Source organism: Clostridium sp. 29_15 (assembly GCF_001916075.1).
In the GTDB taxonomy this organism is placed as follows: Bacteria; Bacillota; Clostridia; order Clostridiales; family Clostridiaceae; genus Clostridium; species Clostridium lentum.
Window position 1 is genome coordinate 1 of the sequence record NZ_MNRT01000031.1, and the last position, 15,634, is coordinate 15,634.

Annotated in this window: 13 protein-coding genes and 2 other annotated features; of the genes, 9 read left to right on the top strand and 4 right to left on the bottom strand. The window is 30.3% G+C overall.

Going from position 1 to position 15,634, the window contains the following annotated elements; genetic code table 11:
* Positions 1–289 precede the first annotated feature (289 nt).
* Positions 290–946 carry a helix-turn-helix transcriptional regulator gene (locus BHW04_RS06595; RefSeq protein WP_302699236.1) on the top strand — a complete coding sequence of 219 codons (657 nt, stop codon included), beginning with the start codon at positions 290–292 and terminating at the stop codon, positions 944–946.
* 73 nt (positions 947–1,019) lie between these two features.
* Positions 1,020–1,237: a binding site (T-box leader), on the top strand.
* Positions 1,238–1,285: 48 nt separating this feature from the next.
* Positions 1,286–3,043: an arginine--tRNA ligase gene (gene argS, locus BHW04_RS06600; RefSeq protein ID WP_302699237.1), complete on the top strand. Its 1,758-nt coding sequence runs from the start codon at positions 1,286–1,288 to the stop codon at positions 3,041–3,043.
* 211 nt (positions 3,044–3,254) lie between these two features.
* Here argS and asnS read toward each other — a convergent pair whose 3' ends face one another.
* Both asnS and BHW04_RS06610 read right to left on the bottom strand, forming a co-directional pair.
* A complete protein-coding gene (gene asnS, locus BHW04_RS06605; RefSeq protein ID WP_022211377.1) occupies positions 3,255–4,649 on the bottom strand; it encodes an asparagine--tRNA ligase in 1,395 nt (464 codons plus the stop codon).
* Between the two features lie 51 nt (positions 4,650–4,700).
* Positions 4,701–4,934 (bottom strand) — a binding site (T-box leader).
* A 166-nt stretch (positions 4,935–5,100) separates the two neighbouring features.
* A complete protein-coding gene (locus BHW04_RS06610; RefSeq protein ID WP_302699238.1) occupies positions 5,101–5,799 on the bottom strand; it encodes a metallophosphoesterase family protein in 699 nt (232 codons plus the stop codon).
* Positions 5,800–5,936: 137 nt separating this feature from the next.
* On the opposite strand from BHW04_RS06610, the gene BHW04_RS06615 reads away from it, so the two are divergent.
* Positions 5,937–7,013, top strand: a complete 1,077-nt coding sequence (locus tag BHW04_RS06615; RefSeq protein ID WP_302699239.1) for a M24 family metallopeptidase — start codon at positions 5,937–5,939, stop codon at positions 7,011–7,013.
* A gap of 35 nt (positions 7,014–7,048) precedes the next feature.
* Here BHW04_RS06615 and BHW04_RS06620 read toward each other — a convergent pair whose 3' ends face one another.
* Both BHW04_RS06620 and murC read right to left on the bottom strand, forming a co-directional pair.
* Complete coding sequence (locus BHW04_RS06620) at positions 7,049–7,867, bottom strand: purine-nucleoside phosphorylase (RefSeq protein WP_022211380.1); 819 nt, start codon at positions 7,865–7,867, stop codon at positions 7,049–7,051.
* 28 nt (positions 7,868–7,895) lie between these two features.
* The gene (murC, locus tag BHW04_RS06625) at positions 7,896–9,272 is read right to left on the bottom strand and encodes a UDP-N-acetylmuramate--L-alanine ligase (protein ID WP_186835486.1); all 1,377 of its coding nucleotides are present in this window, start codon (positions 9,270–9,272) and stop codon (positions 7,896–7,898) included.
* Positions 9,273–9,522: 250 nt separating this feature from the next.
* On the opposite strand from murC, the gene purR reads away from it, so the two are divergent.
* From purR to BHW04_RS06655, 6 genes are all read left to right on the top strand, one after another.
* A complete protein-coding gene (gene purR, locus BHW04_RS06630; protein ID WP_302699240.1) occupies positions 9,523–10,338 on the top strand; it encodes a pur operon repressor in 816 nt (271 codons plus the stop codon).
* Positions 10,339–10,458: 120 nt separating this feature from the next.
* Complete coding sequence (spoVG, locus tag BHW04_RS06635) at positions 10,459–10,740, top strand: septation regulator SpoVG (RefSeq protein WP_022211383.1); 282 nt, start codon at positions 10,459–10,461, stop codon at positions 10,738–10,740.
* Between the two features lie 211 nt (positions 10,741–10,951).
* Positions 10,952–12,322, top strand: coding sequence for a bifunctional UDP-N-acetylglucosamine diphosphorylase/glucosamine-1-phosphate N-acetyltransferase GlmU (gene glmU, locus BHW04_RS06640; RefSeq protein ID WP_302699241.1), 1,371 nt, complete (start codon positions 10,952–10,954; stop codon positions 12,320–12,322).
* A 59-nt stretch (positions 12,323–12,381) separates the two neighbouring features.
* Entirely contained in the window at positions 12,382–13,344 is a 963-nt protein-coding gene (locus tag BHW04_RS06645) for a ribose-phosphate diphosphokinase (protein WP_022211385.1), read from the top strand.
* 181 nt (positions 13,345–13,525) lie between these two features.
* On the top strand, positions 13,526–14,212 hold the full coding sequence (locus BHW04_RS06650) for a response regulator transcription factor (protein WP_302633484.1): 687 nt from the start codon (positions 13,526–13,528) through the stop codon (positions 14,210–14,212).
* The gene (locus BHW04_RS06655; protein WP_302699242.1) at positions 14,212–15,615 is read left to right on the top strand and encodes a HAMP domain-containing sensor histidine kinase; all 1,404 of its coding nucleotides are present in this window, start codon (positions 14,212–14,214) and stop codon (positions 15,613–15,615) included. The genes BHW04_RS06650 and BHW04_RS06655 overlap by 1 nt, the downstream gene beginning before the upstream one ends.
* Positions 15,616–15,634 lie beyond the last annotated feature (19 nt).

Consider the following 15,634-nt stretch of genomic DNA (forward strand, 5'->3'; position numbering starts at 1 on the left):
AAAGAAATTAAAGTAGATGAAAATGAAGTTATGACATTAAAGGAAGTAAAAGCTTTAAGAAAAGAAATGGCAAGAATTAAAGAGGAAAATGAAATATTATACCAAAGGCGGGCTTTAGCCAAAAAAGCTATGGCCATATTTGCAACAAGAAATTAGATGAAGTGATAGAATTCATAAATAATAATAAAAGGAAACATGATATTAAGACTATGTGTACCGTTCTAGGCGTAGCCAGAAGCACATATTATAAAGCTTTTGATATTATTTAAAATGAGGGGTTAATAATACTATGAAAATAAATGAGATTATAAAGAAAAAGAGAATTACCCTAGGAATGACACAGGAGCAAGTTGCAGATTATCTTGGTGTTTCAACACCAGCAGTGAATAAGTGGGAAAAAGGTGGCTGTTATCCTGATATAACATTATTACCAGCACTAGCTAGACTTTTAAAAGTAGATTTAAATAGGTTACAAGGAAGACTTTATATTAAAAAAGGTGAGTTTGATAAGGCCTCTGAACTTTTTAGCTATAAGTTAATAGAAGCAACCACAGATATTTTTACAATATTAATATCCATGATGGAAATAGCTTTAAAGGATGGTAGAAAAGAGGATGCCAAATATTTTGCAGAGATTTTAGAAAAAACAACAGATTTATATGATCTATGGGATTACAATGGACAAGTTGGATATTTCAAATTATACAGTGATGAAAAAGATGCAGATAACTTTGTAATTGTACTTAAAAAAATGCTAGAAGCAATGAAAAAGCCATGGAACCCATCAAAATCTAAACTATATGCAAATATGAAGGTTAATCAAAGTGAAGAAGGATTTGAACAATTTATTGATACTTTTGTAAATACTCTGAAAAGTGATGTTGAAGGTGAACTAGGTTTTGTAAAAAATAATGAAGAATTTAATGAATTAATAAACAATATTTAATAAATAAAATAATAATTTGATTTTTCATTAAATTTGTTTTATCATATATTTTATATTAATATTAAGAAGAATAAAAAATTCTATGAAAAGAAGAGTACTTATTTATAATTATCTACTAGCGAGTAAGAATAGAGTGGAAGTCTTATAAGATATGAAATAAGGAAGAGGAACTTGGAGAAGCTACCTGAGCATTTATATGTAAGGGTGTGACGTTAACTGCGTTAAAGTTTTGAGTGAACTAGAATTTTCTAGTTAAATTGAGTGGTACCACGGAAATATTCCGTCTCTTTGTATTATAAAGAGGCGGTTTTTTTATATTAAAAAAATAGGAGGCAGATTATGAAAATATTTATTGATCAAATCAGCGATATAGTTAAAGATGTTTTTGAAGGACTTGGATATGACAGGGAATCAGGAAAGGTAACTGTATCAAATAGACCAGACCTTTGCCAATATCAATGTAATGGGGCGTTACCTAATGCTAAGAAACATGGAAAAGCACCAAGAGTTATAGCAGAAGAAGTAGTAGCTAAATTAAAAGAAAATAAAATTTTCTCTAAATTAGAAATAGCAGGACCTGGGTTTATTAATATAACAATTAATGATGAGTTCTTAATTGATTATATTAATAAGATGAACAAGGATGAAAAATTTGGTACTTCACTAGCAACAGAAATTAAAAAAATAGTTGTAGATTACGGTGGAGCAAATGTTGCTAAGCCTTTACATATAGGGCACTTAAGATCTGCAATCATTGGTGAAAGTATTAAGAGAATTGCTAAATACTTAGGACATGATGTTATTGGTGATGTTCACTTAGGAGATTGGGGTCTTCAAATGGGTATGGTTATTTCAGAAGTGGAAAGAAGAAATCCAGAATTACCATACTTTGATGCAAGCTTTGAAGGAGAGTATCCTGCTGAAGCACCATTTACAATAGATGAGCTTGAAGATATATATCCATATGCAAGTAAGCTTGCTAAATCAGATGAAGCTGTAATGGAAGCTGCTAAGAAGGCAACAGTGGAACTTCAACAAGGAAGAAGAGGATATGTTGCTTTATGGAAGCATATCTTAAATGTATCAGTTGCTGACTTAAAGAAAAATTATGGAGCATTAGATGTAAGCTTTGAATTATGGAATGGTGAAAGTGATGCACAAAAATTAATTCCAGATATGGTTAAGGAATTAAAGGAAAATGGATATGCACATGAAAGTGAAGGAGCTTTAGTTGTTGATGTAAGTAAAGAAGATGATAAAGCACCTATTCCACCACTTCTTTTATTAAAATCTGATGGAGCGTCACTATATGGAACTACAGATTTAGCTACAGTTGTAGAAAGAGTTAGAGATTTAAGAGCTAATGAAATAATATACTTAGCTGATAAGAGGCAAGGACTTCACTATGAACAATTCTTTAGAGCAGCAAGAAAATCAGGAATTGCTGGGGAAGATATAGTATTAGACTTTATTGGTTTTGGTACAATGAATGGAAAAGATGGTAAGCCATTTAAAACTCGTGAAGGAGGAGTAATGAGACTTGCTGACTTAATAAGCATGATTAAAGAAGCTGGTAAAGAAAAACTTAAAGATAATAAAAATATAACAGCAGAAGAAGTTGAAGAAATATCATCAAAAGTAGGGTTAGCTGCTTTAAAATATGGTGATTTATCAAATCAAGCTTCAAAAGATTATATCTTTGATATAGATAGATTTGCTTCATTTGAAGGAAACACAGGGCCATATATTCTTTATACAATAGTAAGAATTAAGTCTATCTTAAATAAAGCTGCCATGGATATTTCTAATGTATCTATAGATATACCAACAACTGAAGCAGAAAGAAACTTAATGCTTCAAGCAATTAAGTTCAATGAAATGATAGAAAGCAGCTTTAGAGATAGAGCACCTCATAAGGTATGTGAATATATCTATGAATTATCAAATAACTTCAATAAGTTCTACAACGATACAAGAATAATATCAGAAGAAGATGAAGCTAAGAAAGCATCATGGCTTGCATTAATAAATCTTGTGAAAAACATCTTAGAAGAATGCTTAGAATTATTAGGTATGGAAAGCGTTGAAAGAATGTAGTAAAAATGAAAAATTAAAACTGAATAATTTAATTTTTTATTAAAAAAAAGCACCTTCAACAGGTGCTCTTTTAAATAATGGGGGGATGGGAACCTGTTTTTACACAGGTTTATATCTACATTTATAGTATTGACTTTATTAATAAAATTATACAAAAAATAAAAAATAATTTTAAAATAAAAAGAGCACTAAAGTGCTCTTTTTACAATATTTAGAAGTCGGATTGACCAGTTGTTCTTGGGAATGGTATTACATCTCTGATGTTAGACATACCAGTTATGTACATGATAAGTCTTTCAAATCCTAAACCAAATCCAGCATGTTTAGTTTCTCCATATTTTCTAAGTTCTAAGTACCACCAGTAATCTTCTTCATTAAGATCTAATTCAGCCATTCTTGTCTTTAAGACATCAAGTCTTTCTTCTCTTTGGCTTCCTCCTATGATTTCACCTATTCCTGGAACTAAACAATCAGTTGCAGCAACAGTTTTTCCATCATCATTAAGTCTCATGTAGAATGCCTTGATATCCTTTGGATAATCTGTAACAAATACTGGCTTCTTGAAGATTTCTTCAGTTAAATATCTTTCATGTTCTGTTTGAAGATCAATACCCCATTCAACTGGATACTCAAAATCTTTTCCACAGTTTTTAAGAAGTTCAACTGCTTCTGTATAAGTAACTTTACCGAAATCTGAAGTTACTATATGATTTAACTTATCTAATAATCCTTTTTCAATGAATTGGTTGAAGAAAGCCATTTCTTCTGGACATTCATCCATAACGTATTTAATTACGTATTTTAACATGTTTTCAGCAAGTTCAATATTATCATCTAAATCAGCAAATGCTATTTCAGGTTCAATCATCCAGAATTCAGCTGCATGTCTCGCTGTATTTGAATTTTCAGCTCTGAAAGTAGGACCAAATGTATAGATATTTCTAAATGCTAAGGCATAACTTTCACCATTTAATTGTCCTGAAACTGTAAGGTTAGTTTCTTTGCCAAAGAAATCTTCTTTGTAATCAATTTTTCCATCTTCAGTTTTTGGAATATTATTAAGATCTAAAGTTGTAACCTTAAACATTTCTCCAGCACCTTCACAGTCACTTCCTGTTAAGATTGGAGTATGAGTATATACAAATCCTTGATCTTGGAAGAACTTGTGGATTGCATATGCTGCTACAGATCTTACTCTGAATACTGCTGAGAAAGCATTACTTCTTGGTCTTAAGTGAGCAATTGTTCTTAAGTATTCAAAAGTATGTCTTTTCTTTTGTAATGGGTAATCAGAATCTGACATACCTTCTATTACAACTTCTTTAGCTTGAATTTCAAATGGCTGTTTAGCCTCTGGAGTTTCTACTAAAGTACCAATAACTTTTATTGATGAGCTGATTGGTAATTTTGAGATTTCTTTAAAGTTTGATAGGTTGTTATCAAAAACCACCTGAATATTTTTAAAGAAGCTACCATCATTAACTTCTATAAATCCAAATGCATTTGAAGCTCTTAAAGTTCTTATCCAACCAGAAATAGCAATTTCTTTAGTTAAATATTCTTGAGAATTTCTGTAAAGTGATTTTACTAAAACTACGTCTTTCATAATTTACCTCCTAAAATTTTTTATAATAAAAAAACCTCTCATCTCCATAAATAATGGGACGAAAGGATAACTTACGTGGTACCACCCAAATTGCCTATATTAAGGCCACTTAGTGCATAATGCAAAATTAATAACGGATTAAACCCGTCTAAGCCTACTAAAGTTTTACTGGTTCGGTTAGAAACTCCGAGATGTTCTTCACAAATGATTTCGTATAAGGCTTACACCATCCCTTATTCGCTAAAAACTACCTTCAAATGCTACTCTTCTCTTCATAGTAATTACGATATTTATATTTAATAATTCGATTTTACAATAGTTTGCTAACATTTGCAACTTAAATTCATAATATAATAGCTATTTATGGCTACTTAAAATAAATAAATAAATTAACGTGAAGGGTACATTCATTGTTTAACTAAAGTAGAGCATCTTTCAATGCTCTATTTTATTACTCTTGTCCTGTTTCATATGAGTTTACTATGGCTGAAGGGAAGTTTAACATAGTACAGTCTTTCATGATTCTTTTGTATTCATATTTAAGTTCTCTGATAGTAACATCAACTTTACCTAAATTGTTAATATCTAATATTGCGTATGTAATATTAGGTCTACCTATTTTAGGTTTTCCAACACTTCCTATATTAACAATAAGTTTATCATTAAATTTTTTTATATATGGTATATGAGTATGAGCACAAATTAAAACATCATCTTCAAAATTTTCCATAACTTTTTTTGTGTTTTCTGCATCTTCAAATAGGTATTCATTTATTAAGTTAGGACTTCCATGAGTAAAGCATAAATTAATACCGTTAACTGTATATTTTAATTTTTCAGGCAATGAATCTAAATAAAATTTATTTGAAGTTCTTAATTCAGAGCATGTCCAAGGTAAAGAAAAAGAGTTAATTTCAGTATTTCTTATATAAGTATAAGCACCATCCACCACTGAAGCATCATAATTACCTTTTATACAAGGAATTTCTCTTCTCTTTATTAAAGCAATAACTTCATTAGGATGAGGTCCGTAACCTACAAAATCTCCTAAGCATACTATCTTGTCTACTTTTTGATTATCTATATCTTCTAATGCTTTCATTAATGCGTATATATTTCCATGAATATCTGATATGGCTGCTATTTTCATTTTTAAATCCTCCAATGTATTTACTAAGATAATTATATCATTAATTATAATTTTAGTGACAAAAATAGAAGTGGATATTATTGAAAATATAAAGTATTATTATAGAAAGAATTGATAGTGTTTTGGAGGTGTTTTTTATGAAAAATAGTAGAGTAAAAAAGGTTTTAGAAGGAATGATGAGAGAAGGATTATCACAAATGATAATTACATCTCCAGCATCTATATTTTATTTAACAGGAAAGTGGATACATCCAGGTGAAAGAATGATTGCTTTATATATAAATAAAAATGGCAATCATAAAATGGTTATTAATAGGTTATTCCCTGTATATGAAGATTTAGGTGTAGAAATGATTTGGTATGAAGATACTGAAAATCCTATAGACCACTTAAATAAATGTATTGATAAGAATGAAGTTTTAGGAATAGATAAAGATTGGCCAGCGAAATTTTTAATACAACTTATTAATAGCAATGTAGCTAAGGGATTTGTTAATGGTTCGCCAATTATTGATAGAGTAAGAATGATTAAAGATGCTGAAGAGATAGAAATAATGAAAGCATCATCAAAAATAAATGATGCAGTAATGCTTAAGCTTTGGAATAACTTAGAAGTAGGTAAATCTGAAAAGTATTATGTAGGTCTTTTACAAGAATTATATGAAAGTGAAGGAGCATCAGGATTTTCATTTTCTCCAATAATAGCCACTAGCCCTAATGGTGCAGATCCACATCATGGCACAGGCAAGGACCTTATCAAAGATGGCGATAGTATTGTTTTAGATATTGGTGGAAAATATAATTCTTACTGTTCAGATATGACGAGAACAGTATTTATTGGAAAAGAGCCAAGTAAAGAACATGCTGATATATATAATATTGTAAAGAGTGCTAACGAAAAAGCTATTTCAATCATTAAAGAAGGTGTGAAGTTCTCAGATATAGATAATGCAGCAAGAAATCTTATTAAAGATGCTGGTTATGGAGAATATTTTACTCATAGAACAGGTCATAGTATTGGAATAGAAGTACATGATTTCGGTGATGTAAGCGGAGTAAATCATGAAGAAGTAAAAGCAGGCATGATATTCTCAGTAGAACCTGGAATATACCTAAAAGACAATATAGGTGTAAGAATAGAAGATTTAGTATTAGTGACAAAAGATGGTTGCGAAATACTAAATTCAGTAACTAAAGAAATAGTTGTATTATAAAAAGCTAAAAAGCTGTACCGCAAGGTACAGCTTTTTTAAATTGTTTTAACTATTCTATTCATTAAATTAATGAAGTTAGTTTTAACTTTTGTAGAAGTTTCCATAACTTCTTCATGGCTTAAAGGCTGATCTAGTATTCCAGCAGCCATGTTAGTAATGCAAGAGATTCCCACAGTCTTTATACCAGAGTGGTTTGCAATGATAACTTCTGGAACAGTAGACATACCAACAGTGTCACCACCTAAAATTCCAACCATACGAATTTCTGCTGGAGTTTCATATGTTGGACCAGATAGCATCACATAAACCCCTTGCTTTAAGTTTAATCCTAAATCTTGGCCTGCTTCTAATACTTTATTTCTTAGGTCTTTGTTATATGCTTCAGACATATCAGGGAATCTTGGACCAAACTCATCAAGATTTCTACCAATTAAAGGATTTGTACCAGAAAGATTGATATGGTCATTAATAATCATTAAATCTCCAGGGTTTAAATCTGTATTTACAGCTCCACAAGCATTAGTTACAACAAGTTTAGAAACTCCTAAAAGCTTCATAACTCTTACAGGGAAGGTAACTTCTTGCATTGAATATCCTTCATAGAAATGAAATCTTCCTTGCATAGCTATAACTTGTTTTCCTTCTAATAAACCAATTACTAGTCTTCCTTTATGTCCTTCTACAGTAGATGTAGGGAAGTTAGGAATATCGGCATAGTCAAAGAATTCAGCTTGCTCTATGGTATCAGCTAAAGAACCAAGACCAGAACCTAATATTAATCCTATTTCAGGGGTATATTTGCTTTTGCTTTTTATAAATTCAGCAGCTACTGATATTTTGCTTAATAAATCCATTAGTATCACCTCTTAAGTTTATTTTTTATTAAGAATTAAGTAGAAGTTCTCCTACTTTAACAACATCTCCAGCTCCTACAGTAAGAACTAGATCATCTTTTTTAACTTTATTTTTTAAGTAGTTTGCTACTTCTTCATGGCTATGAAGATTTATGCAGTTAAAACCTTTTGCTCTTATAGAATCACCAAGTTCATCTGATGAAACAAGACCAGTATCTTTTTCACGGGCAGCATAGATATCCATTAGGATAAGCTCGTCAGAATCTTTAAAGCAAGTAGTAAAGTCATCAAATAAAGTTTTTGTTCTAGTATAAGTGTGTGGTTGGAATACACAGTATACTTTATTATGAGGAATAAGTTTTGCTGTATTTAAAGTGGCAGCAATCTCTACTGGATGATGAGCGTAATCATCAATTATAGTAGCACCATTAAATTCTCCTTTGTATTCAAATCTCTTATGAGCACCTTTGCAGGCAGCTAAGCCATTAATAACAGCTTCATTAGGAATTTCTAAGATTAAAGATGTACATATTGTTGCTAGAGCATTTAGGATATTATGTCTTCCTGTTGTGCTTAAAGTAACATCAAATAATTCCTTATGATGATGGAATACAGTGAAAGTAGCACAACCCTTATTGTTAAATGAAATATTACCAGCTGTAACATCGCCTTTATCAAATCCGTAGCTTAAAGTTTTACATTTTGCATAGTTAAGAACTTCCACTACTCTAGGATCTTCTGCACAACCTACTAGATATCCGTCATCAGGGATTAAGTCAGAGAACTTTTTAAAAGTATCTTCAATATGATTGATATCTCTGTAATAATCCAAATGATCAGCATCTATGTTAAGGATAATACCTATGTAAGGGTAGAATTTTAAGAAAGATGCTTTATATTCACATGCTTCTGTTACAAAGTATTCACTTTCGCCAATCTTATAGTTTCCATGGATAGCATCAACATCTCCACCTACAAGGATAGTTGGATCTAAGTTTGCTTCAATAGTTATGTGGGAAAGCATAGAAGTAGTAGTGGTCTTCCCATGAGTACCAGCAATAGCTACATTATACTTATGTCCTTTCATGATATAGCCTAAGAATTCAGCTCTATCCATCAATTCTATGTTTTGAGCTTTGGCTTCTATTAATTCTGGATTATCAGCAGGAATTGCAGCTGTGTAAACAACTAAGTCAACGTTTCTTAAGTTTTCTTTTTTATGTCCAATATATATTTCAGCATTAGCTTCTCTTAATTTATTTAAAACTTCAGATTCCTTAGAATCAGAACCAGAAACTCTATATCCTTTTGTTAGTAGTATAGCAGCAAGTCCGCTCATACTTACTCCACCAATTCCAATGAAGTGGACTTTCTTATGTTTATCGATATTTAAGTCAAAAGCCATCATATCAACTCCTTTATATAATCTATCTATAATTATATACAAAATTTACAATTTGAACATATAAAATAATAAATATATGAAAATATATATTGAAAAAAAGGGGATAAGGCAATTATATATATTTAGAAAGATTTTTAAAATTAGTGAGTAAAACTATTGATAATAAGCTATATTTAGAATAAAATATGAATATTATAGGGTAGAAAAAATATGAAAGTTCGTGATGAGGCATATAAAGAAAGGAGAAAAAATGGAAAAATTAAGCAGAAATAATAGGGTTGTAATCATTACTAAGATTTTAGTTGAAAATCCCAATAAGGTAATAGGCTTAAATAGATTTTCAGAATTATTAAATGCAGCTAAGTCAACAATAAGTGAAGATATAGTTATTGTTAGAGAAGTACTAGAAAAATTAGAAATGGGTAAAGTTCAAACTATATCTGGAGCAGCTGGAGGAATAAAGTTCATTCCTCAAATGGGCGTTAGTGCTAAAGAAGAGTTTGCTAATGAATTATGTGATGCACTTATGGAAGAAGGAAGAGTTATTCCAGGTAACTTCATCTATTTAACAGATATAATGTATAATCCACAAATAATAAGTAAGGCAGGTGTCATATTAGCTTCTTATTTAAAATCAATGGATGTAGATTATGTTGTGACAGTTGAAACAAAAGGTATTCCACTGGCTTATGAAGTTGCTAAGAGTTTAGGTATAGAGTTAGTAATTATAAGAAGAGAAAATAAAGTTACAGAAGGGCCTACTGTTTCTATTAATTATTTATCAGGCACAAGTGGAAGAATACAACAAATGTCTTTAGCAAAGAAATCTATGAAGCCTTCTAGCAGATGTGTATTTATAGATGACTTCTTAAGAGGCGGCGGAACAGCTCAAGGGATAACTGATTTATTAAAAGAATTTGATAGTGAATTAGTTGGTACTGGGGTGTTAGTTGATAATATAGGTGTTGTCAATAAGAGAGTAACGGATTATGTTTCAATCATCGATATTGAGTATATAAGTGAAGACGGTAAGATAAAAGTAACTCCTTCCAATCTAATAAAATAAGAAAAAACCAGTTGTTTGATATATTTTTTTGTAAAATTTAAAAAAAATTAAGTAAAAAAAAGGATTTTTAAACTTTTTATAGAAATATATTTATATAAAAGCAACTGGAGGTGGAGTGAAATGACAATCACAGACGTTAGAGTTAGAAAAATAGCATCAGAAGGAAAAATGAAAGCTATTGTATCTGTGACATTTGATAATGAATTTGTAGTACATGATATTAAGATTATTGAGGGGCAAAATGGTTTGTTTATAGCAATGCCAAGCAGAAAGACACCAGATGGTGAATTCAAAGATATTGCACACCCAATCAATACTGAAACAAGAGAAAGAATACAGAGTGCAATTTTAGAAGCTTATGAAAAGGCAGTTTCTGAAGAAAGCCTAACTGTAAGTGAATAAAATTTATATCAAATATTAATTAAAAAGAGGCATAGCCTCTTTTTTGTTAAAATAAATATAGTATATTATTTCATTATAGTTAAATGTAAGCTATATATATTTTATAGAGGAAGGTTGAAATCAAAACGTTAATGAAATATAATATATTAAGGTATACGAACAATAAATGGATAAAATGAAATTTTGTCCTCATAATTGAAGAGGTGAATTTATGTATAAGTGTGCTCTTATTTTAGCAGCAGGGCAAGGGACAAGAATAAAATCTGATTTACCAAAGGTATTACACAAAGTTTGTGGAAAAGAAATGGTTAATCATGTTATAGATACATTAAGAAAGGCAAAAATTGAAGATGTAAATGTTATTGTTGGAAAAGGTGCAGAATTAGTTAAAGAAAAAACTAATAGCAGAAATGTTAGCTATTCACTTCAGACAGAACAGCTTGGAACAGGTCATGCAGTTAAAAGTGCTATAGAGTTTTTAAGTGGGAAAAAAGGAACTGTAGCAGTTTTTTGTGGAGATGCTCCATTGATAACAGAAGAAACGATAGGAAGATTATTTAATGAACATATCAATAATGAAAATAGCACAACACTTTTAACATCTATATTAGATGATGCTACAGGGTATGGAAGAATCATCAGAGATGGAGAAGAAGTCCTTAAGATAGTTGAACATAAAGATTGTAATGAAGAAGAATTAAAGGTTAATGAAATGAATGCAGGAGTTTACTGCTTTGATATTGAAAATCTTTTAAACTCTTTAGAGAAATTATCTAATAACAATGCACAAGGAGAATACTATTTAACAGATGTTATAGGGATTCAAAAAAGCGAAGGTAAAAAAGTTGGCGCTGTTGTTGTTGATTATGAAGAAACAATTGGTGTAAATTCAAGAAGACAGCTGGCAGAAGTTGAAGAAATACTAAGAAACAGAATAAACAACAGACATATGGATAATGGAGTCACATTAATAAATCCAAGTGTTACGTATATAGGTGCTGATGTAGAAATAGGCAAAGATACTATTATATATCCAGGAAATACTATTGAAGGTGTAAGTAAGATTGGAAGTGGATGCATTATATATCCAAATTCAAGAATAAATAATAGTGTCATTGAAGATAATGTTCAAGTAGAAAGTTCTGTAATAATAGATAGTAAAATAGGAAGTTATACAACAGTAGGTCCATTTGCTTATATAAGGCCAGAATCTATCATAGGAAGCCATGTTAGAATTGGTGATTTCGTTGAAATAAAGAAATCAACAATTGGCCATAATACGAAAGTATCACATTTAACATATATTGGTGATACTGAAGTAGGAGAGAATTGTAATTTTGGCTGTGGAACAGTAACAGTTAATTATGATGGAAAAAATAAAAATAAAACAATAATAGGAAACAATAGTTTCATTGGATGCAATACTAATCTTATATCTCCAGTTAAGGTTGAAGATAATACTTATATTGCAGCAGGATCAACAATAACTAATGATGTAAAAGAGGGCGAACTTGCAGTAGCAAGAGCTAAGCAAAGAAACATTGAAGGTTGGGTTGAAAAAAGAGGGTTAATTAAAAAGTAAGTATTCTTACTTTATAATATAAATAGCTAGACAGCCAAAATAAGGAGGATCTAATAAGTATGATAGCTCATGGAAAAAACATAAAAATATTCGCAGGTAATTCACATCCAGAATTAGCAGAAGAAATTGCAAATTTATTAGGATTGACATTAGGAAATTCAAAAGTTTCAACTTTTAGTGATGGGGAAATATCAGTAGATATAAATGAAACAGTTAGAGGAGCAGATGTATTTATCGTTCAATCTACTAGCAGCCCAGTAAATAACAACTTAATGGAGCTTCTAATCATGATAGATGCTTTTAAAAGGGCATCAGCAGGAAGGATAACAGCAGTTATTCCATACTATGGTTATGCAAGACAAGATAGAAAGGCAAAATCAAGAGATCCAATTACAGCTAAGTTAGTAGCTGACATATTAACTGCAGCAGGAGCAGATAGAGTATTAACAATGGATTTACACGCATCACAAATTCAAGGGTATTTCAATATACCAGTAGACCATTTATTAGGATCACCAATATTGGCAGAACATTTCATTGAAAATGGATTTGAAGAACAAGATGATGTAGTTGTTGTATCACCAGATCTTGGAAGTGTTACAAGAGCAAGAAAATTTGCGGATAAGCTTCATGCACCAATTGCTATAATTGATAAAAGAAGACCTAAGGCAAATGTTTCTGAAATAATGAACATTATAGGAGATGTAAAAGATAAGAGATGTATACTTATCGATGATATGATCGACACTGCTGGAACTATTGCCAATGCAGCAAATGCATTAAAAGACTTAGGTGCTAAAAATGTATATGCATGTTGTACTCATGGTGTATTATCAGGACCAGCTTTTGAAAGAATAAATAATTCTGCTATTGAAAAGCTAGTTATGTTAAATACAATACCATTACCAGAAGACGAGCAAAATTTAGAAAAATTCAATTCAATATCTGTTGCGCCTATATTTGCAGAAGCTATTAGAAGAATTTATGATGATAAGCCAATAAGTAAATTATTCGAAAACTAATTACATAAAATAATCTTCAAGTTATAATTAATTTGAGGATTATTTTTTATTTTAAAATTATAGCAAAATTTCTTTAAAATAATAAATATAAAAAAATGTAACAAATGTTAATTTTATAAGAAAAGTAAGGTAGTTTGCTAGGTTTTAGGATAGAATATTTTTATAAGGATGGTGTAAGAAAATGGACGATAAGTTAGGAAAAATCTTAATTGTAGATGATGATGAAAATATAAATGAGCTAATAGACATGTATTTAAAAAGCTCAGGTTATGAAACAAAAAAATGTTTTAATGGACTAGATGCTTGTAATATAGTTACTAATGATAATATAGGATTAGTACTTTTAGATATTATGATTCCAGGAAAAGATGGTGTGGAAGTACTGAAATTTATTAGAAAGCAAAGCAATGTACCAGTGATAATGCTTACGGCAAAAGGTGAAGTCTTTGATAAAGTACTTGCTTTAGAACTAGGTGCAGATGATTATATGGTAAAACCTTTTGATCCAAAGGAGCTTTTAGCAAGGGTAAAGGCTGTAACTAGAAGATATAGTCCAGAAGTTAAAAATAATGATGTTATAAAGTTTAGTGATCTTACTATTGATATAGGAGGATATGAAGTAATTTATAGGGATAATATGGTAAAGCTTGCACCGAAAGAGTTGGAATTATTACACTACATAGCTAGTTCTCCCAATAAAGTATTTACTCGTGAACAACTGATGTATGAAGTTTGGGGATATGATTATCCAGGGGATTCAAGAACTGTAGATGTCCATATCAAGAGGCTTAGAGAAAAACTAAAAGGCGGAGAAACATGGGAGGTACAGACCGTATGGGGTGTTGGATATAAGTTTGAGGTGAAGTAATGTCAAGGAAAGAAAGTATAAACCAAAGGATAATAGTCACCTTTATTTCTGTTACAAGTATAGTGTTGATTTTTCTAGGTTCAATTATGACGATATTATTTAATAAAAATTACCACAGTACAAAATTATCAAATTTAGAAAAGCAGATGGGTATAATTGAGAATTCCATAAATAATTATTTAAATCAACAGGATGGTTCATATAGCCAACTTAAAGAAATAATAAAGATGGCCTGCATATCAACTAATACTGAAGCTATAATTACCGATAGGCTAGGATATGTATATTTAGTGAATGGGGAAGATTATCAGGATTTAATGTATAGCAAAATTAAATTAAATACAGAGTCTTTATCTTCCAATATAGAATTTAAGAAAGAAGTATTTAAGGTAAATAATGCTTCAATAAAGGGATATGTAAAAGCTATATATGAAGATGGTGAAATTGATGGATATATGATTATGGTTATGCAAAATGAAAGTGAAAGAAATTTTAATATGTTTATTATTTGGATAACAGTTATCATTGAAATAATAATCTCTGCAATAGTAATTAAAATAGTAACTAATCAGATAATCATAAGGCCAATAGATAATATTAATAATGTAGCTAAAAGGTTAGCAAAAGGTGAAGTAGAAAAGAGAGTAGTGGTAAATTGTAATAATGAAATTGGAGAGTTAGCAGAATCATTTAATATGATGGCAGAATGCTTAGAGAAGTCAGATACAAAAAGGAGAGAATTTATATCAAATGTATCTCATGAGCTAAGATCACCAATTACGTCTATAAAAGGATTTATTGGAGGTATTTTAGACGGAGTAATTCCAAGAGACAGAGAAAATTATTATCTTAAAATTGTTTATGATGAAGTAGATAGACTAGCAAGGCTAGTAAATGATTTATTAGATATGTCGGCTATGGAGTCAGGAAAATTTAATTTGGCAATTACTGAATTTGATATTAACCAAGTTATAAGCCTTTGTATTTTAAACTTAGAGCACAAGATTCAGGAAAAGGGGTTAAATGTTAAAGCCACATTCCACAATAACAGGGCTTATGTATTAGGTGATAGGGATAGAATAATACAAGTAGTTACAAATATTATTGAAAATTCAATTAAATATAGTAATGATGATGGCGAAATAAAGATAGATGTATATTCTAAAGGAGAAAAAATATATGTAGATATATTTAATTCTGGAGAATGTATAGAGGAAAAAGAACTTAATAAGATATGGGATAGATTTTATAAAAGTGATAAATCAAGAACTAATAAGCTTAGTACTGGATTAGGACTTCCTATAGTAAGGTCTATATTATCACAACATAATGAAGATATATGGGTGAAGAATATAGAGGGAAAAGGTGTTAGCTTTATATTTACGCTAAAGAAATCTCACTAAAAGGGAATTGTTTCGGAGG